The sequence below is a fragment of the Streptomyces sp. NPDC001599 genome (genome assembly GCF_042893535.1).
Taxonomy (GTDB): Bacteria; Actinomycetota; Actinomycetes; order Streptomycetales; family Streptomycetaceae; genus Streptomyces.
The window spans coordinates 170437-192010 of the sequence record NZ_JBIAVA010000012.1; the positions used below are offsets into that span (position 1 = coordinate 170437).

Genomic DNA, 21574 nt, shown 5'->3' on the forward strand with positions numbered 1-21574 from the left:
CGCGATCATCCCACGCCGCGGACCTTCGGGACGGATGCGGCGAGACATCGCTTCGTGTACGACCGGGTCACCGCAATCATCAGTGCGGGGACGGCGAACAGCGGGCCGAAGGCGACGCCCCAGACGATCTCCGCCGTACCGCTCGACAGGTACGTCTGGCTCTCGGCGGTGAAGGCGACCACGAGCTGCCACAGCGCCACCAGGACCAGAACCGCGGAGGCGGTCCAGGCCAGCGGGGCCAGGACCCCGGGGCGCAGCGGCCGCCACCGGTCGCTGACGAGCAGCAGCGGCAACAGGGCGGCCAGCTCGGCCAGGACGGAGAGGCCGACGACGTAGGCGATGCCCCATCCCGGTATGTCGTAGACGTCGCGCAGCACCTGGTCGCTGTAGCCGACGTAGACACCGGCCGCCATGGCGATGCGCCACAGGCCGGACGGGACGGCGCACAGCGCGATGGCGTGGGCGGCGCGACGAGCCCAGACGGGCGCGGGTGCGGGGAGAGCGGTGGTCGCTGTCGTCATGGCGCCCATGCTGGCCCCGGACACGGCAGCCGCGCTTCGTCCGCTGCGGCGGACCGTGTCCGCCTCGCGGGTGAGGTGACACCCTCTGAAGGAGGACCTCAGCAGGAGCCCGCCTCTGGGCGAGCCGGCTGCCGAACCGTACGGCGCCGGAGGGCACCGCTACCCCCCGGGTCTCCTTTAGGCCACCAAACGGAAACACCCGTACCGCCGGTCACTCGCTGCGCATAGAGTGCAACCACAACTGCTTCTGAACGCGTTCAAGAAGGCGGGCGGAAGGTCTGACGGGGAGGGGAGCTGCCGATGGGCAGGGGGGTCAAGGTCGCCGTCATAGGCGGGGTGTTCGCCGTGATGGTGGGCGGTGCCGGGTACGGCGCCTACAACGTGGTGTCGGCGCTGGACGGCGGCGGGGGATCCGGGTCCGCCGGGGCGGAGGCCAAGAGTGGGCCGCCGGGCAAGGAGGAGGTCGAGGAGACGAGCGAGAAGTTCTTCACGGCCTGGGAGAAGGGCGACGCCACGACCGCCGCTTCCTACACCAACAACGCCTCGATCGCCGGGACGCTGCTGACCGCCTACGGCGAGGACGCGCACATCGGCGGCGTCGAGATCACGCCGGGCACGGCGGCCGGCACCTCCGTGCCGTTCACGGTGAAGGCGAAGGTGTCGTACGAGGGGACGACGAAGCCGCTCAGTTACAAGAGCACGCTGACCGTGGTGCGCGGGGAGACCAGTGGGCGGGCGCTGGTGGACTGGGAGCCGTCCGTCGTCCATCCCAGCCTGAAGGACGGGGACACACTGGTCACCGAGGAGTCGGCGACCCCGCAGATCCAAGCCGTGGGGCGGGACGGTGACGTACTCACGAAGGAGAAGTACCCCTCGCTCGGGCCGGTCCTCGCCACGCTCCGGGAGCGGTACGGCTCCAAGGCGGGCGGCACCCCGGGCGTCGAACTGGCGGTCCGGCACACGGTCGCCAACACGCCGGACACCCCGTTGCTCACGCTGACCGAGGGCGAGCCCGGGAAGCTCCGGACGACCCTCAGCGCGAGCGTCCAGGCGGCGGCCGAGAAGGCGGTGAAGCGGTACGGCGAGTCCTCCGTGGTCGCGGTGAAGCCCAGCACCGGGGAGGTGCTGGCCGTGGCGAACAACCGTCAGGACGGGTTCAACGCCGCGTTCCAGGGGCGGGTCGCCCCCGGCTCCACCATGAAGATCATCACGTCGGCGATGCTCATCGACAACGGTGTGACCTCGATGAACGGTCCGGCGCCCTGCCCCGACACGGCGACCTGGCAGAGCCAGACCTTCAAGAACATCACCAACATGAAGCCCAACATGAGCGCCACGCTCGCCAACACCTTCATGCGCTCCTGCAACACCGGCTTCATCAAGCTCGTCGACGAGAAACCCCTCACGGACTCCTCGTTGACGCAGGAGGCCCAGGAACGCTTCGGGCTCGGGCAGGACAACTGGCAGACCGGCATCGTCTCCTTCGACGGAAGCGTCCCCGCCTCCGGCGGACCGGACCGCGCGGCCAACGCCATCGGGCAGGGCCAGGTCCAGATGAACCCGCTGAACATGGCCTCCGTGACGGCGACCGCCATCACCGGTGAGTTCCGCCAGCCGTACCTGGTGCCGTTCGACCTGGACGACCGGGAGCCGGCCACCGCCAAGGGTCTGCCGCAGGGCACCGTCTCCCAGCTCAAGCAGATGATGCGGCTCACCGCCACCCAGGGAACTGCCGTGGTCCCGATGTCCGGGCTCGGCGGCGACATCGGCGCGAAGACCGGGTCGGCCGAGGTCGACGGACGGGCCACCTCCGACAGCTGGTTCACCGGCTACCGCAACGACATCGCGGCGGCGGCCATGGTCCAGGCGGGCGGCCACGGCGGTGACGCGGCCGGGCCGATCGTCGCAGATGTGCTACGAGTGGGCGGCTGACCCGGACCGGCGGCCGTGACTGCGCCTACTGTGGTCGCCGTTGTGGGCACCGCACCATCCGGTGCCGAGCAACCGACGGCACTGATACAAGCGACGGCACCGAGGAACGGGACGCAGTGGGCAGCAGAAAGGGCGCCGCCGCCGAGCGGCGCAGGACGAAACCCGCCGTGATCGGCAGTGTGGCCGCCGTGGTCGTGGCCGGTGCCGGATTCGGTGCCTACGCGATGTACGGCGGCGGGGCCGACGGCGAGGACTCCGCGCGCACCAAGTCCGCGGCGGCCGCGGAGAAGGTGAAGTCGGGCCCGCTGACGGCGGCCGAGGTCACCTCGACCGCCCAGCGGTTCCTGACGGCCTGGCAGCAGGGCGACGTGGCCGGCGCGGCCGCCGCGACCGACGACGCCGAGGCCGCGAAGGCGCTGCTCACCGGTTACGCCAAGGACGCCCGCGTCAAGGACGCCACCTTCACCGCGGGCACCCCGGCCGGGGAGAAGGTCCCCTTCTCCGTCAAGGCCACGGTCGCCTACGAGCAGGCGGCCGAGCCGCTGGCGTACGACAGCGCGCTGACCGTCGTCCGCCGGGACGGCGACGGCGAGCCCCGCGTCGACTGGCACGCGGCCGTCGTGCACCCGGAGTTGAGGGACGGCGACAAGCTGGTCACCGGGAAGGCCGGTGATCCGCCGGTCAAGGCGCTGGACCGGGACGGCGCGGAGATCACCGCCGCCAAGTACCCGTCCCTCGGCACCGTCCTGGACGGGCTGCGCGACAAGTACGGCAAGAAGGCCGGCGGCACCCCCGGCGTCGAGCTGCGTGTGGTGCGCGGGAAGACCACCGGGGACGGGAAGGGATCGAAGGAGTCCGGGGCCGGCGAAGTCGCCGACAAGACGCTGCTGGAGCTGAGCAAGGGCACGCCCGGCACGCTGAAGACGACGCTCGACCCCGCCCTCCAGGCCGCCGCCGAGAAGCAGGTGGACGGCAAGAAGGGGGCGTCGGTGGTGCTGCTGCGCGCCTCCACCGGCGAGGTCCTCGCGGTCGCCAACGGCGGGCACGGCTTCAACACCGCCTTCCTCGGCTCACTCGCCCCCGGCTCCACCATGAAGGTCATCACGGCCTCGATGCTGCTGGAGAAGGATCTGGCGTCGGTGAACGAGAAGCACCCGTGCCCGAAGTACTTCGAATACGGCGGGTGGAAGTTCCAGAACGACGACAAGTTCGAGATCAAGGACGGCACCTTCAAGGCGAGCTTCGCCCGGTCCTGCAACACCGCCTTCATCAGCCAGGCCCCCGAGCTGAAGGACGACGACCTGACCAGGCAGGCCAAGGAGGTCTTCGGCCTGTCCATGAACAACTGGTCGGTCGGCGTGTCCACCTTCGACGGCCGGGTGCCGGTGCAGAGCAAGGCCCAGATGGCCGCGTCCCTCATCGGCCAGGGCGGGGTGCGGATGAACCCGCTGAACATGGCCTCGGTCTCGGCGACCGTGAAGTCGGGCTCCTTCCACCAGCCGTACCTGGTCGCCCCGTCGGTCGACGGGCGGGCGCTGGCCACGGCCTCCCGCACGATGTCGGGCGAGACGCTCGGCGCGCTGCGCGAGCTGATGTCCTACACGGCGGCGTACGGCACCGCGGCGGAAGCCATGGCCGGGGTCGGCGGTGACGTGGGTGCCAAGACCGGCTCGGCGGAGGTCGACGGGCAGGAGAAGCCCAACGGCTGGTTCACGGCGTACCGGGGCGACCTGGCGGCGGCGGGCGTGGTCCAGCAGGGCGGGCACGGCGGCGACACCGCGGGCCCGATCGTCGCGGCGCTCCTCAAGGCGGGTGGCTGACGCTGCCGGATGCGTGGCCGGTGGCCCGGCTCAGTGGGCCACCGGCTGGGCGGTCGCCGCGTAGGTGCGGCGCAGGAAGCGGATGAGGGCCTTGTTCTCGAACTGGACCACCGAACAGCCCTGCGGGGAGTGGAACTCGACCACGGCCTGCACCCGCCCGCACGGCCACACCCGCACCTCACCGCTTCCGGCGGGCGCGCGCAGGCCCTGTTCCAGCAGCTCGCGGGAGAAGGTCCACTCGCGGGAGCGGGACGCGCGGCCGCCCGGCCCGGGCAGGGCGACGCACACCAGCGAGGGGTCGAGTGCGGGGTCGTAGCGCAGGACGACGGGTATCGCTCCGCCGTCGTCCTGGTCGGGGAGATCCCCGTCCGTGAGGATGTGGGCTCGTGCGTACTGTTCGACTACGGACATGGGGTCGCCCCTTACGCTCTGCCACCTTTGTTGAAGCTGTGGGTCCACCCCCACTCCAATGTCCCATATTTCCCGGCTCACGCCCTGCGGGCCGGATACCACATGTGAGATCGGCCCCATCGGCAGACTGACACAGCCTTTACCTCGCTCTTGCGAACGAGTTGCAACTGGTCTCTATCATCGAACCGTGCATGTACCTGACGGATTCATCAACGCCCCGACCTCCGCCGTGACCGGAGTCGTCGCCGCGGGCGCCATCGCGGTCAGCCTGCGCGGCGCGCGCCGCGAACTGGACGAGCGGACGGCGCCGCTGGCCGGGCTGGTAGCGGCGTTCATCTTCGCCGTGCAGATGCTGAACTTCCCGGTCGCGGCCGGGACCAGCGGGCATCTGCTCGGCGGCGCGCTGGCCGCCATCCTCGTCGGGCCCTACACCGGGGTCCTGTGCGTGTCCGTCGTGCTGCTGATGCAGGGCATCCTCTTCGCCGACGGCGGCCTGACCGCGCTCGGCGTCAACATCACCGACATGGCGATCGTCACCACGGTCGTCGCCTACGCCCTCTTCCGGGGCCTGGTGAAGGTGCTGCCGCGCACCCGCCGCTCGGTCACCGTCGCCTCCTTCGTCGCCGCGCTCGTCTCCGTCCCGGCCGCCGCCCTCGCCTTCACGCTCCTGTACTGGATCGGCGGCACCACCGACGTCTCCATCGGCAAGGTCGCCACCGCGATGATCGGCGTGCACGTGCTGATCGGCATCGGCGAGGCCGCGATCACCGCGCTGACCGTCGGCGCCGTCATCGCCGTGCGCCCGGACCTGGTGTACGGGGCGCGCGGGCTCCGGCAGCGGCTCAAGCTGCGGGTCAACGGCGATCTGGTCGACGCCCCCTCCGGCGCCGCACCGGCCCCCGCGCCCGCCGCCGCCCGTTCGCACCGCAAGGTGTGGATCACCGGCCTCGTCGCCTCCCTGGTCCTCGCCGGATTCGTCAGCTTCTACGCCTCCGCCAACCCCGACGGCCTGGAGAAGGTCGCCTCCGACAAGGGCATCGACGAGAAGGCGAAGGAGCACGCCAACGCCGACTCGCCGCTCGCCGACTACGGCGTCAAGGACGTCACCAACGCCCGGGTCTCCGGCGGCCTCGCGGGCGTGATCGGCGTCGGCGTCACCGTCGTCGCGGGCAGCGCCGTGTTCTGGGCGGTGCGCAGGCGCCGCAGCGACGACGCCTCCCCGAGCAACACCGAAACGACCGTCTGACGTGGGTGCGGGTCACGCTCATCGGCTCTACCGGCACGGCCACTCCCCCGTGCACGGGCTGCCGCCGCACACCAAGCTCGCCGCGGTCTTCGCCTTCGTGGTCGTCGTGGTGTCCACGCCGCGCGAGGCGATGTGGGCCTTCGGCCTGTACGCGCTGCTGCTCGCGACGGTGGCGTACGCGGCCCGGGTCCCGGCGGCCTTCCTGCTCAAGCGGCTGCTGATCGAGGTGCCGTTCGTCGCGTTCGCGGTGCTCATGCCGTTCGTGGCTCAGGGCGAGCGGGTCGACGTGCTCGGCCTGTCCCTGAGCGTCAACGGTCTGTGGGGCGCCTGGAACGTCCTGGCCAAGGGCACCCTGGGCGTCGCCGCCTCCGTGCTCCTGGCCTCCACGACCGAGCTGCGGGAGCTTCTCCTCGGTCTCCAGCGGCTGCGGCTGCCGCCGCTGCTGGTGCAGATCGCCTCGTTCATGATCCGGTACGGGGACGTGATCGCGGACGAGATGCGGCGGATGCGGATCGCCCGGGAGTCGCGCGGGTTCGAGGCGAAGGGCGTGCGGCACTGGGGCGTGCTCGCCAAGTCGGCGGGGGCGCTGTTCATCCGCTCCTACGAACGCGGCGAACGCGTCCACCTGGCCATGGTCAGCCGCGGGTACGCCGGTTCGATGCCGGTGATCGACGAGGTGACCGCGTCCCGGGCGCAGTGGTCGTACGCGCTGGCCCTCCCGTGTGCGGCACTGGTCGTGTGTCTGCTGGGATGGGTGCTGTGACCGACCCAGTGACAGGCCCAGTGACAGGCCCCGCCTCCGACCCCGTGACCGACGCGCCCGCCTCCCTCGACGTCTCCGGCCTCGCCTTCGCCTATCCCGACGGGCACCAGGCGCTGTTCGGCGTGGACTTCTCCGTCGCGCGCGGCGAGCGGGTCGCGCTGCTCGGTCCGAACGGCGCGGGCAAGACGACGCTCGTGCTCCACCTCAACGGGATCCTGACCGGCGGCACCGGCACGGTCACGGTCGCCGGGCTGCCGGTCGACAAGCGGAACATGGCGGAGATCAGGCGCCGGGTCGGCATCGTCTTCCAGGACCCCGACGACCAGCTGTTCATGCCGACGGTGCGCGAGGACGTGGCGTTCGGACCGGCGGCGGCCGGGATGAAGGGGGCGGAGCTGGAGGCCCGCGTGGACCGGGCGCTCACGCTGGTCGGCATGGCGGAGTTCAAGGACCGGCCGCCGCACCACCTCTCCTTCGGCCAGCGGCGCCGGGTGGCGGTGGCGACCGTGCTCGCGATGGAGCCGGAGATCCTGGTCCTGGACGAGCCCTCCTCCAACCTCGACCCGGCTTCCCGCCGCGAACTCGCCGACATCCTGCGCTCCCTGGACGTCACGGTCCTGATGGTCACCCACGACCTGCCCTACGCCCTGGAGCTGTGCCCCCGCGCCCTGATCCTCAGCGACGGCGTGATCGCGGCGGACGGACCGACCGCGGACCTGCTGTCCGACGACGGCCTGATGCGCGCCCACCGCCTGGAACTGCCCTTCGGCTTCGACCCGCGGTCGGTGTCGGCGGGCGGGTGAGGAATCGCGGACGGTCGGTGGTGGTTGCACCCACTGTCACGGGCGAACGGAAGGGACACGGGAAAGTGGACGAGGACGGGGACGGGGACGCGGACGTGAACGTGCACGGCACGGTGGCCGAGGGCTTCGAGCCGGTGCGGGACGCGTTCGCACGGAACTTCAGCGCGCTCGGTGAGCGGGGCGCGGCCGTCGCCGTCTACCGGGACGGGCGCAAGGTCGTCGACCTGTGGGGCGGCGCCAAGGACGTCGACGGCACCGCCGGCACCGAGCCGTGGCGCCGGGGCACCGCCCAGGTGGTCCGCTCGGCGACCAAGGGCGTCGCCGCCGCCGTACCGCTGCTGCTGCACCGGCGCGGGGAGCTGGACCTGGACGCGCCGGTGGGCGAGTACTGGCCGGAGTTCAAGGCGCACGGCAAGGAGCGGGTGCTGGTCCGGCACGTGCTGAACCACCGGGCCGGGCTGCCGGTCCTGGACCGCCCGCTGACCCCCGAGGACGCCCTGGACCCGCTGCGGGGCCCCGCGGCCCTCGCCGCGCAGACGCCGGTCTGGGACCCGGGCACCGACCACGGCTACCACGCGCTGACGTACGGCTGGCTGCTCGACGAACTGGTCCGCCGAGTGACGGGCGGGCGGGGCGCCGGGCAGTGGATCGCGGACGAGATCGCCGGTCCGCTGGGCCTGGACCTGTGGGTGGGGCTGCCCGCGGCGGAGGAGGCGGCGGGCCGGGCCGGTCGCGTCGGACGCCTCGACGAGCCGGAGCCGTCGAGTCCCGGCAACGGCCCGCGGCTGCGCCCCAAGCGCTCCGTCACCGAGGCCTACGACGACCCGGACTCCCTCACCCGCCGCGCCTTCGCCGCGATCACCCCGTTCCCCGACCAGAACGACCCGGTGTACCGCGCGGCCGCGCTCCCGGCGGCCAACGGCATCGCGACGGCCGACGGCCTGGCCCGCTTCTACGCGGCGCTGATCGGCGAGGTCGACGGCGTGACGCGCGGCCTGCGGCTGTTCGACCCGGAGACGATGGAGCTGGCCCGCGCCGAGGAGTCCGCCGGTCCCGACCGGATCCTGGTCGTGGGCACCCGGTTCGGCCTCGGCTACATGCTGCACGGCAGTGCGTCCCCGTTCCTGGGCCCCGGCTCCTTCGGCCACCCGGGCCGCGGCGGCTCCCTGGGTTTCGCCGACCCGGAGACCGGCATCGCGCTCGGCTACGTCACCAACGGCTTCCGCAAGACCGTGACGGCGGACCCGCGGGCGCAGGCACTGGTACGGGCGGTACGCGCGTCGATCGCCCAGGGCCCGTCCTAGGGGCAGGCCCTGGACGGCCCTGGACCGGGCTCACGCGGGTCCAGGCGTGGATTCAGACGTGGATGGGGTGCGAGGTCCGCCCGGACGCCGCGTCGATCTCGTCGTGGGCCTTGGTGAGCAGCTGCATCGCCAGCTCGTTCAACGCCCGAGCGCCCGCGACCTCCTCACCGACCCGTGGCTGCTGGGAGTCGACCCGGTGCCGGCTGGCGTGGCCGTGCGCGCGGACCTCGGTGCCGTCGGGGAGCCGCACCATCGCGACCGCCCGCGTGTGCTGGTCGTCCTCCGTGAACTCCAGCTCGACATGCCATCCCACTGTGGTGTGCATCATGACGATCACCTCCGGAACACCTTCTTCCAGGGTGCGCCTCGCGACGGCCGTACGCACCATCCCGGCCCTCGCGGCTATCCGGTGTGCAGCATCAGCCCGATCCCGACGACCAGGAGACCGGCCGCCGCGATCCGGGGCGCGCCGAACCGCTCCTTGAAGAACAGGGCCCCTATCGCGGCGCCGACCAGGATGGACGACTCGCGCAGGGCGGCGATGGGCGCGAGTTCGGCGCGGGTCTGCGCCCACAGGACCAGGGCGTAGGCGGTGACGGACAGTGCCGCGCCGACCAGTCCGAGACCGGCCTGCGGTCGCAGCAGGGCCCAGGCCCCGGCGCGGTGCCGGTACAGGAAGTACGCCGGCAGGACCGTCCCCTGCACCGCCATCAGCCAGGCGATGTAGCCGAGGGAGGACCCGGAGGCGCGTACGCCGAGGCCGTCGACGACCGTGTACGCCGCGATGGTCACGCCGGTCGCCAGGGCGGCGCCGATGGCCGCCCAGTCGGGCCGGCGTCCGCGCAGCCCCCACAGGGCGACGCCGGTCAGCCCCGCGCAGGAGACCAGGATGCCCCCGGTCGCCCAGCCGTCCGGCACCTCGTGGGCGAAGACGGCGGCGAGGACGGTGACCAGCAGCGGCGCGCTGCCGCGGGCGATCGGATAGGCCTGGCCGAAGTCGCCCAGCCGGAAGGAGCGCATGAGCAGGGCGTAGTACGCGATGTGGACGGCGGCGGAGACCAGGAGGTACGGCCACGCCCCGGCCGCGGGGAACGCCGTGAACGGCAGCAGCGCGAGCCCGATGAGCATCCCGCCGCCGGAGATCAGCGCGAACCCGGTCAGCTTGTCGGTGATCCGGTGGGCGATGGCGTTCCAGCTGGCGTGGGTGACCGCCGCGAGCAGGACGGCGGCGGTGACCAGCGGTGTCACTCGGAGCGCTCGCGCACGTCCACGAGGGTGGCGCCGGCGGTGGCGACGAGGTCCTTGGGCTCCATCGGGAAGACGGCGTACGGGGTGCCGGCGGCGGCCCAGACGACGTCGTGGGCGAGCAGGGACCGGTCGGCGAGCACCCGGGTCCTGGTCCGGTGCCCGAAGGGCGGCACCCCGCCGATCGCGTACCCGGTCGTCTCCCGTACGACGTCGGCCTTGGCCCGGGTGACCTTCCCGGCCCCGAGTTCGTCGCGGACCCGGTCCAGGTCGACGCGGGAGGCGCCGTCCATGAGGACGAGTACGGGCACGCCGTCCGCGGCGAAGATGAGCGACTTGCAGATCTGGCTCAGCTCGCACCCGATGGCGGCGGCGGCCTCGGCGGCGGTGCGCGTGGCCTCCGGGAAGCGCCGGGCCCGTCCGGCCAGGTCACCGAGGCCCAGTTCGCCGAGGGCGGCGGCGAAGCGGGGGTGGGCGGCGGTGGAGCCGGTGGAGCCGGTGGAGCCGGAGGCGTCGTCGGTCGTCGTCATGGACGGCACCGTAGCGGTACGTGTAGCCCACAGGCGACCGGGTTACGGAGCCGTCGGGTGCCCTGGAACGGAGGAAGCCGGTGAGGGCAGCCCCGTCCCCACGGAGCCCTCACCGGCTGGTCTGTTGTCGTCCTCCTGTCAGAGGCGGCGGTGGCGGGTCAGGTGCGCACCAGCTCCCGGTCCTCGTCCGGGCCGGTGCCCCGCTCGGCGGCCGTGCGCAGGCCCTCGCCCTCGACGTCCACGTTGGGCAGTGCGCGGTCCAGCCACTTCGGCAGCCACCAGGCCTTCTTGCCGAGCAGGGCGAGGACCGCCGGGACGATGGCCATGCGGACGACGAACGCGTCGAAGAAGACGGCGATCGCGAGGCCGAAGCCGATCATCTTCACCATGGACTCGCTGGAGCCGATGAAGCCCGCGAAGACCGCCATCATGATCACCGCGGCGGCGGTGACGACCCGGGCGCCGTGCTTGAAGCCGGTGACGACCGCCTGGTGCGGCTTCTCGCCGTGGACGTAGGCCTCCCGCATGCGGGTGACCAGGAAGACCTCGTAGTCCATCGCCAGGCCGAAGACCACGCCGACCATGAAGATCGGCATCATCGACATGACCGGTCCGGTCTCCTCCACGCCCATCAGGCCGGCCAGCCAGCCCCACTGGAAGACCGCGACGACCGCGCCGAGCGCCGCCATGACGGAGAGCAGGAAGCCGAGGGCCGCCTTCAGCGGGACCAGGATCGAGCGGAAGACCACGATCAGGAGGAGGAAGGCCAGGCCGACGACCAGGACCAGGTACGGCACGAGCGCGTCGTTGAGCTTCTGGCTGACGTCGATGTTCATCGCCGTCGAGCCGGTGACCAGGGTCTCGGCGCCGGTCGTCGCCTCGATGTCGCCGCCCGCGTCGCGGATGGCGTGCACCAGGTCCTCGGTCTGCACGGAGGACGGCTTGGAGTCCGGGACCACGGTGATCGTCGCGGTGTCGCCGCCCTTGTTGGGGGCGGGCGGGGTCACCGCCACGACGCCGTCGAGACCCTTGATCTCGCCCGCGACGTCGTCGAAAGCGTCCTTCGGGGCGTCGCTGCCCTTCGCGTCCACGACGACCATCAGGGGGCCGTTGAAGCCGGGGCCGAAGCCCTCGGAGAGCAGGTCGTAGGCGCGGCGCTGGGTCGTGGAGGTCGGCTGGGAGCCGTCGTCGGGCAGGCCCAGCTCCAGCGAGGTCGCGGGGACCGCGGCGGCGCCGAGGCCGATGACGCCCAGGAGGAGGACGGCGAGCGGGCGGCGGACGACGAAGCTCGCCCAGCGGGTGCCCAGGTTGGCCTTCGGCTGCCCGCCCGGCCGGTCCGGCTTCGGCTCGCCCTTGCGGGAGCGGCCCAGCAGCCGGCCCTTCGCCCCGGCGGGCTTGACCCTGCGACCGGCGTAGCCGAGCAGCGCGGGGATCATCGTCAGGGCGATCAGGACCGCGATGGCGACGGTGCCGGCCGCCGCGATGCCCATCTTGGTGAGCATCGGGATGTTGACGACCGCGAGGCCCACCAGGGCGATGACGACGGTGAGGCCGGCGAAGACGACCGCGGAGCCCGCGGTGCCGACCGCCCGTCCGGCGGCTTCCTCGCGTTCGCGTCCCTCGGCGAGTTCGGCGCGGTAGCGGGAGACGATGAACAGGGCGTAGTCGATGCCGACGGCGAGGCCGATCATCATCGCCAGGATCGAGGTGGTCGAGCCCAGTTCCAGCGCGCTCGCCAGCGCGGTGATCGAGGAGACGCCGATGCCCACGCCGATCAGGGCGGTGAGCAGCGGCAGCCCGGCCGCGACCAGTGAGCCGAAGGTGATGACCAGGACGACGGCGGCGACCGCGATGCCGATGACCTCGGTGGCGCCGGTCTCCGGGACGGCCTGGAGCGCGTCACCGCCGATCTCGACGGTCAGCCCGGCGTCGCGCGCCTGCTGGGCGGCGTCCTCCAGGGCGTCCTTGGTGGACTCCTCCAGCTCCATGCCGGAGACGTCGTACTTCACCGAGGCGTAGGCGATGGCGCCGTCCTTGCTGACGGCGTCGCCGGTGTAGGGGTCGGCGACCGAGGCGACCTCGGAGCCGTCCGCAAGTTCGTCGACGGTCTTCTCGACGGTCGCCTTGTTTCCGGCGTCCGTCATCTTCTCGCCGGCGGGCGCCTTGAAGACGACCCGTGCGGTCGCCCCGTCGGCGCTCGCACCGGGGAAGCGCTGTTCCAGCAGGTCGAAGGCCTTCTGGGCCTCCGTTCCGGGGATGGAGAAGGAGGAGTTTCCGGCGGGCGGGGCGCTGGCGGCGCCGACGCCGGCGAGCGTCAGCAGGGCCACCCAGATCAGGGCGACGAAGTGCCGTCGGCGAAAGGCGAGCCGGCCGAGTTTGTAGAGGAACGTGGCCACGGGGGCGTACTCCCGGTCAGGTCGTGGGTCTTCAGGGCAGGGGTGATCAGCCCGACGACGTGAGCGGTTACGTCAGGTGGGGCTCAGGTGTCCCTGGCGTGCAGGGACGTGTCAGTGGGTGGAGACGCCGAGGGCGGGGAGGATCACGGCGTCGATGTAGGAGGTGAGGAACTCCCGGGTCGGTGGCTGGTCGTCCAGCAGCGTGCGGGTGGCGAATCCGCCGACCATCATGTGCACGAGGAAGTCCAGCGCCGGACAGTCCGCTCTGATCTCACCGCGGTCGACGGCGCGTTGCAGCACGCGCTGGAACTCCGCCATCTCCGGTTCGATGAGCTGTTCCCGGAACGCCTGGCGAAGGTCCGGGTTCTGGTGCAGCGCCATGGCGACGCCCCGCATCAGCGCGGAGTTCTGTTCCATGGTGCAGTCGTCCTCACGCGCCATCAGGGCGTGCAGGTCGCCGCGGAGCGATCCGGTGTCGACGTCGCCGATCTCGCCGGGCTTGTTGTGCCGGATGGCCTTGACCACCAGCTCCGGCTTGCCGCCCCACTGGCGGTAGAGCGTCGCCTTGCTGGACCGGGTGCGGGCGGCCACGGCGTCCATGGTGAGGGCGTCGTAGCCGACTTCGCGGAGCAGGTCGAGCACGGCCTCGTACAGCTCGGCCTCGCGCTCGGGAGTGATCCGGCTGCGGCGCGCGGTGGCGGTCTCCGTCATCTCGCTCACTCCTCTCCGTCCGGTCGGCCGGTCCACTCGACCGGAACGACACCGTTTCGTACATGACGAATGTACCCCACCGCCTAGCGAAACGAAACGGTTTCGTTCGTGGTGTGGGTCACGGTTGTCGGCGCCGCATAAGTTGCCGGTACCCGGTGCCCGGAAAAGCATGGGGCGGGTGAGTTATCTGCGCCTTCCGCACCTCAGTGGCGACCAGCTGTGCTTCGTGGCCGAGGACGACCTCTGGCTCGCGTCCCTCGACGGTCCGGGCCGGGCCTGGCGCCTCACCGTCGACCGCACCAAGGCCGGTCCCCCGCGCTTCTCCCCCGACGGCCGGCACATCGCGTACACCAGCTGGCGCAGTCTGGTGCCGGAGGTCCACCTGGTGCCGGTGGACGGCGGCCCCGGACGGCAGCTGACCCACTGGGGCGGCCTCGACACCCGGGTCTGCGGCTGGTCGCCCCCCGACCCGGACGGCACCACCGCCGTGCTCGCCGTCGCCTCGCACGGCGAGCCCTTCTCGCACCTCACCTGGGCCTACAAGGTCACCCCCGACGGCGACCCGGGCCGCAAGCTGCCCTGGGGACCGGTCACCGACATCCAGGCCGCCGACCTCGACGGCGAACGCAGGACCCTCCTGCTCACCGGCACCCCGCCGCACGAGCCGGCCGCCTGGAAGCGCTACCGGGGCGGTGCCACGGGCCGGCTCTGGCTGCACGGCGAGCGGCTCCTGCCCGACCTCGGCGGGCACCTCTCCGCCCCCATGTTCGTCGGCGGCCGGATCGCCTTCCTCTCCGACCACGAGGGCGTCGGCAACCTGTACTCCTGCGCCCACGACGGCACCGGCCTGCGCCGCCACACCGACCACGACGCGTTCTACGCCCGCAACGCCGCGAGCGACGGCACCCGGGTGGTGTACCAGTGCGCGGGCGACCTGTGGATCGTGGACGACCTCGCGCCCGGCTCGGCACCGCGCCGGCTCGACGTGCGGCTGAGCGGTCCGCGCGCGGGGCGGCGTACCTACCAGGTGCCCGCGGCCCAGCACGTGGGCGGCCTCTCCGTGGACGAGACCGGCCGCGCGAGCGCCGTCGTGGTGCGCGGCAGCCTGTACTGGCTCACCCACCGCGACGGCCCGGCCCGCACCATCGCGGACACCCCGAGGGTACGGGTGCGGCTGCCGGAGATGCTCGGGGAGAGCGGGCGCATCGCGTACGTGACGGACGCGGAGGGCGAGGACGCGGTGGAGATCTCCTACCTGCCCCGGGCGACCGGCGGCCGCGCGGCCCGGCGGCTCGCCTCCGGGCGCCTCGGCCGGGTCCTGGAGCTGGTCTCGGACCCGGCGGGCGACCGGCTCGCCGTCGCCTCGCACGACGGACGGCTGCTGATCCTCGACGTCGCGGAACCGGACACGGAGGTGGCACTGGCGCTGGAGGCGGTGGAAGCCGGGTACCCGGCCGACGCGGGGGACGAGGACGCGTCCGGGGCGGTGTCCGCCCGGGCGGACACCGCCCCGGACGCCTCCGTCGCGGACACCCCCACCGAGAACACCGACGCCGGGGACACCGGCACGCCGCCGACCGGGGCGGGAGACGGCACGCCGGGGGGCGGCTCCGCGACCGGCGGCACCGCGGGAGGCGGAACGACCGCCAGGGGGACGGCGGGGAGCGTTCCCGCGGGAGAAGGCGGGGCGGCGAGCGCCTCCGCGGACCGCGGCACCGCGGCCGACGCTCCTGGGGCAGGTGCCCCGCACGACGTCCCCGGCCCCGGACCGGCCGCCGGGGACACCGGCACCCCGGGCGGCCCGGGCGTCCCCCCGCCCGCCGGAGGCGCCGGCCCGGACGTCCCCGCAGACACCGCCGACAACGCCGACGTCGCCGCCGACACCGCCGACGCCGGGGGCACCGTGACGCCGGGCGCCCCCGGCACCCCCGACACCGCCGGAGGCCAGGTCACCGAGCTGATCCGCTCCGTCAACGGCCCCGTGCGCGACCTCGCCTTCTCCCCCGACGGGGCCTGGCTCACCTGGTCGCACCCGGGCATCGGACGCACCCTGCGGCAGATCAAGATGGCCCGGATCGACGGACCGGAGGGCACCCTCGTCGTCGACGTCACCAACGGCCGCTTCGAGGACGAGAACCCGGTCTTCACCAGGGACGGCCGCTACCTCGCCTTCCTGTCCTGGCGCGGCTTCGACCCGGTGTACGACGTGCACACCGGTGACCTGTCCTTCCCGCTGGGCTGCCGCCCCTACCTGGTGCCGCTGTCCTCCGCGACCCCCTCCCCCTTCGCCCTCAACCCCGAGGGCCGCCCCGCCGCAGGCGGCCTGGACCCCCTGGAGGACGAGCCCGGCGAGGGCGGCGCGGTGACCGTCGAGGTCGAGGGCCTGGAGAGCCGGGTGACGCCCTTCCCGGTCACCGCCTCCAAGTACTCGGCGCTGCAACCGGTCGCGGGCTGCGGCCTGGTCTGGCTGCGCTGGCCGATCTCGGGCGCGCTCGGCGAGACCTTCGCCAACCCGGCGGACCCGAGCGAGCGGCCCACGCTGGAGCACTTCAACCTGGCCAAGGCGAAGAAGTCGGAGCTGGTCGACCACCTGGACTGGTTCCGGGTCAGCGGCGACGGCAGCCGCCTGGTCGTGCTCGACGAGGGCGACCTGCGCGCCGTACCGGCGACCGAGGTCGGCGACGGCGACTCCACCACCTGGATCGACCTGCGGCGCATCCTGCACGAGGTCGATCCGGCCGCCGAGTGGCGCCAGGCGTACGACGAGGCGGGCCGCCTGATCCGCGCCTACTTCTGGGACCCGGGGATGTGCGGCATCGACTGGGACGCGGTCCTGGACCAGTACCGTCCGCTGCTCGAACGGGTCGCCTCCCCCGACGAGTTCGCCGACCTGCTGCGCGAGGTGCTGGGTGAGCTGGGCACCTCGCACGCCTACGTGGTCGCCGCCCGGCGCAACGAGGGCCCGGCGCACTACCAGCGCTGGCAGGGCCTGCTCGGCGCCAACTTCGTCTGCCGGGACGGGCGATGGGTGGCCAAGCGCATTCTGCCGGGCGACTCCTCCGACTCCAGGGCCCGCTCCCCGCTGGCCGGTACGGGCATCCGCGACGGGGCCGTGCTGACCCACGTCGACGGCCGCCCGGTCGACCCGGTTCTCGGCCCGTCCCCGCTGCTCGCGGGCGCGGGCGGTACGACGGTGGAGCTGACCTTCGCGCCCGGCGAGGGGTGCCGGGGGCCCTCCCGCCGGGTGGCCGTCGTCCCGCTCGTCGACGAACGCCCCCTGCGCTACCAGGACTGGGTGGCCAAGCGCCGCGAGGTGGTGCGGGAGTTGAGCGGCGGACGGTGCGGCTACCTGCACATCCCGGACATGGGCGGCTCCGGCTGGGCGCAGTTCAACCGCGACCTGCGCATGGAGGTCTCCCGGCCCGCGCTCATCGTGGACGTGCGCGGCAACGCGGGCGGGCACATCAGCGAGCTGGTCATCGAGAAGCTGACCCGGACCATCCTGGGCTGGGACCTGACGCGGGACGCCCAGCCGGTGTCGTACACCTCCAACGCGCCGCGCGGTCCGGTCGTCGCGGTCGCCGACGAGGCGACGTCCTCCGACGGCGACATGATCACCGCGGCGTTCAAGCTGCTGCGCCTCGGCCCGGTGGTCGGGCAGCGCACCTGGGGCGGTGTGGTCGGCATGACCGGCCGGCACCGCCTCGGCGACGGCTCGGTGATCACGGTGCCGATGAACGCGGCCTGGTTCGACGCCTACGGCTGGACCGTGGAGAACTACGGCGTCGCCCCCGACGTCGAGGCGCTGCGCACCCCGCTGGACTGGGCCGAGGGCCGCTACCCGGTCCTGGACGAGGCGGTGCGGCTGGCGTTGGAGCTGCTGGAGACCAACCCGCCCGCCACGCCGCCCGGTTACGACGCCGTGCCGGACCGGTCGCGTCCGCCCCTGCCGCCGCGGGAGTAGAGGCCTCCTCCGCAACACCTCTGGTGGCACGGGAGAAGGCGCCCACCCGGTCGACCCGGGGGGCGCCCTCTCACCTCAGCGGCGGCGCGTCAGGCGTCGAAGCTGTCCTGGAGCCGGTCGTCCTCGTCGCGACGGCGCGAGGACGGGTCCTGGTGCTCCGACTCGCGACGGCGCGAGGCCGGGGAGGACGGGTCGATCTCGTCCTCGTCGCGACGGCGGTCGCGGTTCTGGAACTGGTCCCGCGCCTGCTCGGCACGCTGCTTGCCCTGCTGCTGCATGCGCTCGGCCTTGTCCTGGAACTGGTCCTTCATACCCATGTGGGTTCACTCCTGTGGTGATCGGGCCCGACCGGATCGGCCGGGCGCTCGATCAGATTCACACGAGCGGTGACCGTGCGCATGTCGATCACTTACGGACCGTAGTCATGCTGGTCGGACGGTGTTCGTCGGCCGCTCCACCGGCCCCGACGAGGCCGATCCGCCTGCCGTTCAGCCGGTCGCCGAAGCGCCGCATCTCACGCTGTCCGACGGTGCCGATGAGGGCGGGCAGGTAACCGCGCACGCCCTGCATGCCGCGCAGCCACCACTGTCCGTAGACGTGCGCGGAGCGGCGCTCGACGCCCTCCACCAGCCGGTCGACGGCCGGGCCCAGCGGGTAGGTCTTGTTGGTCGGCCAGGGCAGCCGCTGCCGCAACTCCCGCATGACGTCGTCCTGGTCGGCGCCGCGCACCATGTCGGTGTCGGTCCAGGACAGGTAGCCGACGCCGACCTTCACGCCGCGGTGCCCGACCTCGCCGCGCAGGCTGTGCGCGTACGCCTCGACGCCGGACTTGGAGGCGCAGTAGGCGCTCATCATCGGGGCGGGAGTGAGGGCGGCCAGCGAGGCGATCTGGAGCAGGTAGCCGCGGCTCTCCAGCAGCGCGGGCAGGAAGGCGCGGGCGGTGACGGCAGAACCGATCAGGTTGACCTCGATGACCCGCCGCCACGAATCGGGGTCGGAGTCGACGAAGGGGCCGCCGGTGGCGACGCCCGCGTTGGCCACGACGATGTCGACCTTCCCGAAGCGCTCCTTCACCTCCGCCGCCACCCGGGCCATCGCCTCGTGGTCGGTCACGTCGGCGTGCCAGTGGTCGCTGTCGCTGTGCAACCGGGCGGAGACCTGCTTGAGTTCGTCCGGCTCCAGGCCGACCAGCGCCACCTTCACCCCGCGCGCGGACAGCTTGCGGGCCATCAACTCCCCCACGCCCCGCGCGGCTCCGGTGACGACGGCGACCCGCCCTTCCAGGCTCACCCTGCTCATGCGCTCTCCTCGACGGGTACGGCACGCTCAGCGCGTGCGCTGGGTATGTAGGTGGCCGCGAGGGCCCGTATCTTGCCGGTGACCAGGTCCGGGGCCTCCACCGGCGTCATGTGGCCGAGGCCCGGGAGTTCGGTGAGGCCCACGCAGTCGGGCAGCGCGGCGGCCAGCGCGCGGGCGTGCACGGGCGGCGTCAGCCGGTCCGCCGTACCGACCACGATCTCCACCGGCATCCGCAACTCCCGTACGCCGTGGTCGAGGTCGAGCAGGTCCAGCACCTGGGACCAGCCGTGCCGGACCCGGCTCGGACAGGCGTGCACGATCCGGGCGCAGGCGTCGACCGTGTGCGGGGCGGAACCGGGGCCCATGGTCCCGTACTTGAGGATGCGGCGGGCGAGCGGTGTGACCGGCCCGAGCGGCGCCCGGGAGCCGAGGATGCGCCGGGTCAGCCAGGTGCGCACCCGGCCCGCGCGCATCGGCAGCACGGTGGCGGACGCCACCAGCCGCGCGCTGCCCGTGCTGCACAGCAGGACGGCCGCCGCGTGCTCGCGCACCGCGGGCCGGGCCGCCGCGGCCATCAGCGTCATCCCGCCCATGGAGTGCCCGGCGATCACGGCCCGCTCGCCCGGCGCCAGGGTGGCCTCCAGTACGGCTTCCAGGTCGTCGGCGAGCGGCTCGGTGCCGTACGCCGGGTTGGCCGGGCTGCGGCCGTGGCCGCGCTGGTCGTAGGCGATGACGCGGTGGTCGACGGCCAGTTCGCGGATCTGCGCCGCCCAGAATGCGGTGGAGCAGCACCAGCCGTGCGCGAGGACGACCGCGGGCGCGTTCTCGGGGCCGTGCACCTCCACGTGTATCCGGGCGCCGTCGGCGGCGGTGACGGTCAGCTCGTGGGCGGGCACCGGCGGGGCGTACGGGCCGTCGGCGGCGTGCAGCAGGCGGCTCACGCGCTCACCTCCGCGTCCGCGCCGGTGTTCGCGTCGGTGGTCTTCACCGCGACCGGGCCCGGGCGCAGCACCTGGTACTCCGCGAGGTCCACGCGGCGCGTCTCCCGCCGGAACTCGGCGGTCGTGCCGGGCCAGACGGTGGTGTTGCGGCCGCTCGCGTCCAGGTACCAGCTGGTGCAGCCGCCGGTGTTCCACACGGTGCGCTTCATGCGCTCCTGCACCCGGTGGTTCCAGTTGCGCACGGCGGCGGGGCGCGGGTCGAGGGCGGTGCGGCCGCCGAGGACGTTCAGCTGGCGCAGGTAGTCCGCCATGTAGTTCAGCTGGGACTCGATCATGAGGATCATGGACGAGTTGCCGAGGCCGGTGTTGGGCCCGATGACCGTCATGAAGTTGGGGAAGCCGGCCGCCGTGCCGCCGCGCAGTGCCTCCATCCCGCCCTTCCAGGTCTCGGCCAGCGTCCGCCCGTCCGCGCCCACGACGCGCTCGGCGATGGGCATGTCCGTGACGTGGAAACCGGTGCCGAAGACGATCGCGTCGACCTCGGCCTCGGTGCCGTCGGCGGCGACGAGCGTCGACCCGCGCACCTCGCTGAGCCCGCTCGCGACCACGTCGACGTTGGGCTTGGCGAGCGCCGGGTAGTAGGTGCTCGACAGCAGGATCCGCTTGCAGCCGATGCGGTAGTCGGGGGTGAGCTTGGCGCGCAGGGCCGGGTCCTTGATGGCGGCGCCCATGTTGCGCTTGGCGATCTGCTCCACGAAGCCCAGCTCGTCGGGGTGCTTGGTGAAGGCCTGCACCTGGAGTTCGCGGATGCCCCAGAGCAGCCCGCGGCGCAGCTTGGTGGTGACGGGCAGCGCCCGGTGCAGGGCCCGCTCGGCGCCGCTGATGGCCCGGTCCACGCGGGGCATCACCCAGGCCGGGGTGCGCTGGAAGAGGGTGAGCCGGCCCACCTTCGGCTGGACGGCCGGCACGATCTGGATGGCGGAGGCGCCGGTGCCGATCATGGCGACGCGCTTGCCGGTGAGGTCGTAGTCGTGGTCCCAGCGGGCGGAGTGGAAGACCTTGCCGGGGAAGGAGTCGAGCCCGGGGACGTCCGGCGTCTTGGGGTCGGACAGCGGTCCGGTCGCGGAGACGACGACGTCGGCGGTGAGGGTGCCGCGCACGGTCTCGATCTCCCACCGCATCTCCTCGGCGTCCCACGCCATCCGCTTCACCTCCGAGTCGAAGCGGAGGTGGGGGCGCAGCCCGAAGGTGTCGGTGACGTGCTCCAGGTAGGCGCGGATGTGCTCCTGCCCGGAGAAGGTGCGCGGCCACTCGGGGTTGGGCGCGAAGGAGAAGGAGTACAGGTGGGACGGCACGTCGCAGGCGCAGCCGGGGTAGCTGTTGTCCCGCCAGGTGCCGCCGACGCTGTTGGACCGCTCCAGTACGACGAAGTCGGTGATCCCTTCGCGCCGCAGCCGCACGGCGGCCCCGAGGCCGCCGAAGCCGGACCCGATCACCGCCACCCGTACGTGTTCGTGAACCTGCTCGTGCTCGGCCATCCCGGAGCCTCCACGCTTGCCTGGACCGTCTGGAACCTGGAACCGTCTGGAACCATGCCAGTGAACACTGGCGCAATGGGAGCGTAGAGCAGCTCCGTACTCATGGGTAGGGGTCGGGCGGAGGAAAGTTACCGCTGGTACGCCATAAGG

The 21574-nt window shown here is 72.6% G+C and carries 18 protein-coding genes; 7 read left to right on the plus strand and 11 right to left on the minus strand.

The annotated features are described in order from the left end of the window. Nucleotides 1-5: 5 nt before the first annotated feature. Nucleotides 6-530: a hypothetical protein gene (locus tag ACFYZ3_RS28045; protein WP_388523295.1), complete on the minus strand. Its 525-nt coding sequence runs from the start codon at nt 528-530 to the stop codon at nt 6-8. 291 nt (nt 531-821) lie between these two features. On the opposite strand from ACFYZ3_RS28045, the gene ACFYZ3_RS28050 reads away from it, so the two are divergent. Continuing rightward, the gene (locus ACFYZ3_RS28050) at nt 822-2453 is read left to right on the plus strand and encodes a penicillin-binding transpeptidase domain-containing protein (RefSeq protein ID WP_388523154.1); all 1632 of its coding nucleotides are present in this window, start codon (nt 822-824) and stop codon (nt 2451-2453) included. 116 nt (nt 2454-2569) lie between these two features. Then, on the plus strand, nt 2570-4273 hold the full coding sequence (locus tag ACFYZ3_RS28055; protein WP_388523157.1) for a penicillin-binding transpeptidase domain-containing protein: 1704 nt from the start codon (nt 2570-2572) through the stop codon (nt 4271-4273). 30 nt (nt 4274-4303) lie between these two features. Here ACFYZ3_RS28055 and ACFYZ3_RS28060 read toward each other — a convergent pair whose 3' ends face one another. Continuing rightward, complete coding sequence (locus ACFYZ3_RS28060) at nt 4304-4684, minus strand: SsgA family sporulation/cell division regulator (protein WP_388523159.1); 381 nt, start codon at nt 4682-4684, stop codon at nt 4304-4306. A gap of 187 nt (nt 4685-4871) precedes the next feature. Here ACFYZ3_RS28060 and ACFYZ3_RS28065 point away from each other — a divergent pair, with 187 nt between their 5' ends. The 4 genes from ACFYZ3_RS28065 (at nt 4872) to ACFYZ3_RS28080 (ending at nt 8800) form a co-directional block, all read left to right on the plus strand. After that, nucleotides 4872-5930: an energy-coupling factor ABC transporter permease gene (locus ACFYZ3_RS28065; protein WP_388523162.1), complete on the plus strand. Its 1059-nt coding sequence runs from the start codon at nt 4872-4874 to the stop codon at nt 5928-5930. 1 nt (nt 5931) lies between these two features. Continuing rightward, entirely contained in the window at nt 5932-6693 is a 762-nt protein-coding gene (cbiQ, locus tag ACFYZ3_RS28070; RefSeq protein WP_388523165.1) for a cobalt ECF transporter T component CbiQ, read from the plus strand. Next, on the plus strand, nt 6681-7496 hold the full coding sequence (locus tag ACFYZ3_RS28075; protein ID WP_388523168.1) for an energy-coupling factor ABC transporter ATP-binding protein: 816 nt from the start codon (nt 6681-6683) through the stop codon (nt 7494-7496). The genes cbiQ and ACFYZ3_RS28075 overlap by 13 nt, the downstream gene beginning before the upstream one ends. Nucleotides 7497-7591: 95 nt before the next feature. After that, on the plus strand, nt 7592-8800 hold the full coding sequence (locus ACFYZ3_RS28080) for a serine hydrolase domain-containing protein (protein ID WP_388523298.1): 1209 nt from the start codon (nt 7592-7594) through the stop codon (nt 8798-8800). Nucleotides 8801-8852: 52 nt separating this feature from the next. Here ACFYZ3_RS28080 and ACFYZ3_RS28085 read toward each other — a convergent pair whose 3' ends face one another. The 5 genes from ACFYZ3_RS28085 to ACFYZ3_RS28105 form a co-directional block, all read right to left on the minus strand. Beyond that, nucleotides 8853-9128, minus strand: a complete 276-nt coding sequence (locus ACFYZ3_RS28085; protein WP_030190655.1) for a DUF1876 domain-containing protein — start codon at nt 9126-9128, stop codon at nt 8853-8855. Nucleotides 9129-9202: 74 nt separating this feature from the next. Then, entirely contained in the window at nt 9203-10048 is an 846-nt protein-coding gene (locus ACFYZ3_RS28090; protein WP_388523171.1) for an EamA family transporter, read from the minus strand. Further along, nucleotides 10045-10575, minus strand: coding sequence for a YbaK/EbsC family protein (locus ACFYZ3_RS28095; protein ID WP_388523174.1), 531 nt, complete (start codon nt 10573-10575; stop codon nt 10045-10047). The genes ACFYZ3_RS28090 and ACFYZ3_RS28095 overlap by 4 nt, the downstream gene beginning before the upstream one ends. Nucleotides 10576-10733: 158 nt before the next feature. Then, complete coding sequence (locus ACFYZ3_RS28100; RefSeq protein WP_388523177.1) at nt 10734-12971, minus strand: MMPL family transporter; 2238 nt, start codon at nt 12969-12971, stop codon at nt 10734-10736. Between the two features lie 111 nt (nt 12972-13082). After that, nucleotides 13083-13682, minus strand: a complete 600-nt coding sequence (locus ACFYZ3_RS28105) for a TetR/AcrR family transcriptional regulator (protein WP_388523179.1) — start codon at nt 13680-13682, stop codon at nt 13083-13085. Nucleotides 13683-13851: 169 nt separating this feature from the next. On the opposite strand from ACFYZ3_RS28105, the gene ACFYZ3_RS28110 reads away from it, so the two are divergent. After that, nucleotides 13852-17646 carry a S41 family peptidase gene (locus tag ACFYZ3_RS28110; protein ID WP_388523182.1) on the plus strand — a complete coding sequence of 1265 codons (3795 nt, stop codon included), beginning with the start codon at nt 13852-13854 and terminating at the stop codon, nt 17644-17646. 89 nt (nt 17647-17735) lie between these two features. On the opposite strand, the gene ACFYZ3_RS28115 is transcribed toward ACFYZ3_RS28110, so the two are convergent. The 4 genes from ACFYZ3_RS28115 to ACFYZ3_RS28130 all read right to left on the minus strand — a co-directional run bounded on the left by ACFYZ3_RS28115 (nt 17736) and on the right by ACFYZ3_RS28130 (nt 21424). After that, nucleotides 17736-17963, minus strand: a complete 228-nt coding sequence (locus tag ACFYZ3_RS28115) for a hypothetical protein (protein ID WP_361008295.1) — start codon at nt 17961-17963, stop codon at nt 17736-17738. Nucleotides 17964-18051: 88 nt separating this feature from the next. Further along, nucleotides 18052-18945: an SDR family oxidoreductase gene (locus ACFYZ3_RS28120; RefSeq protein WP_388523185.1), complete on the minus strand. Its 894-nt coding sequence runs from the start codon at nt 18943-18945 to the stop codon at nt 18052-18054. Next, on the minus strand, nt 18942-19886 hold the full coding sequence (locus tag ACFYZ3_RS28125) for an alpha/beta fold hydrolase (protein ID WP_388523188.1): 945 nt from the start codon (nt 19884-19886) through the stop codon (nt 18942-18944). Before ACFYZ3_RS28125 ends, ACFYZ3_RS28120 begins: the two co-directional genes overlap by 4 nt. After that, nucleotides 19883-21424, minus strand: coding sequence for a flavin-containing monooxygenase (locus ACFYZ3_RS28130; protein WP_388523191.1), 1542 nt, complete (start codon nt 21422-21424; stop codon nt 19883-19885). Before ACFYZ3_RS28130 ends, ACFYZ3_RS28125 begins: the two co-directional genes overlap by 4 nt. Nucleotides 21425-21574: the final 150 nt, after the last annotated feature.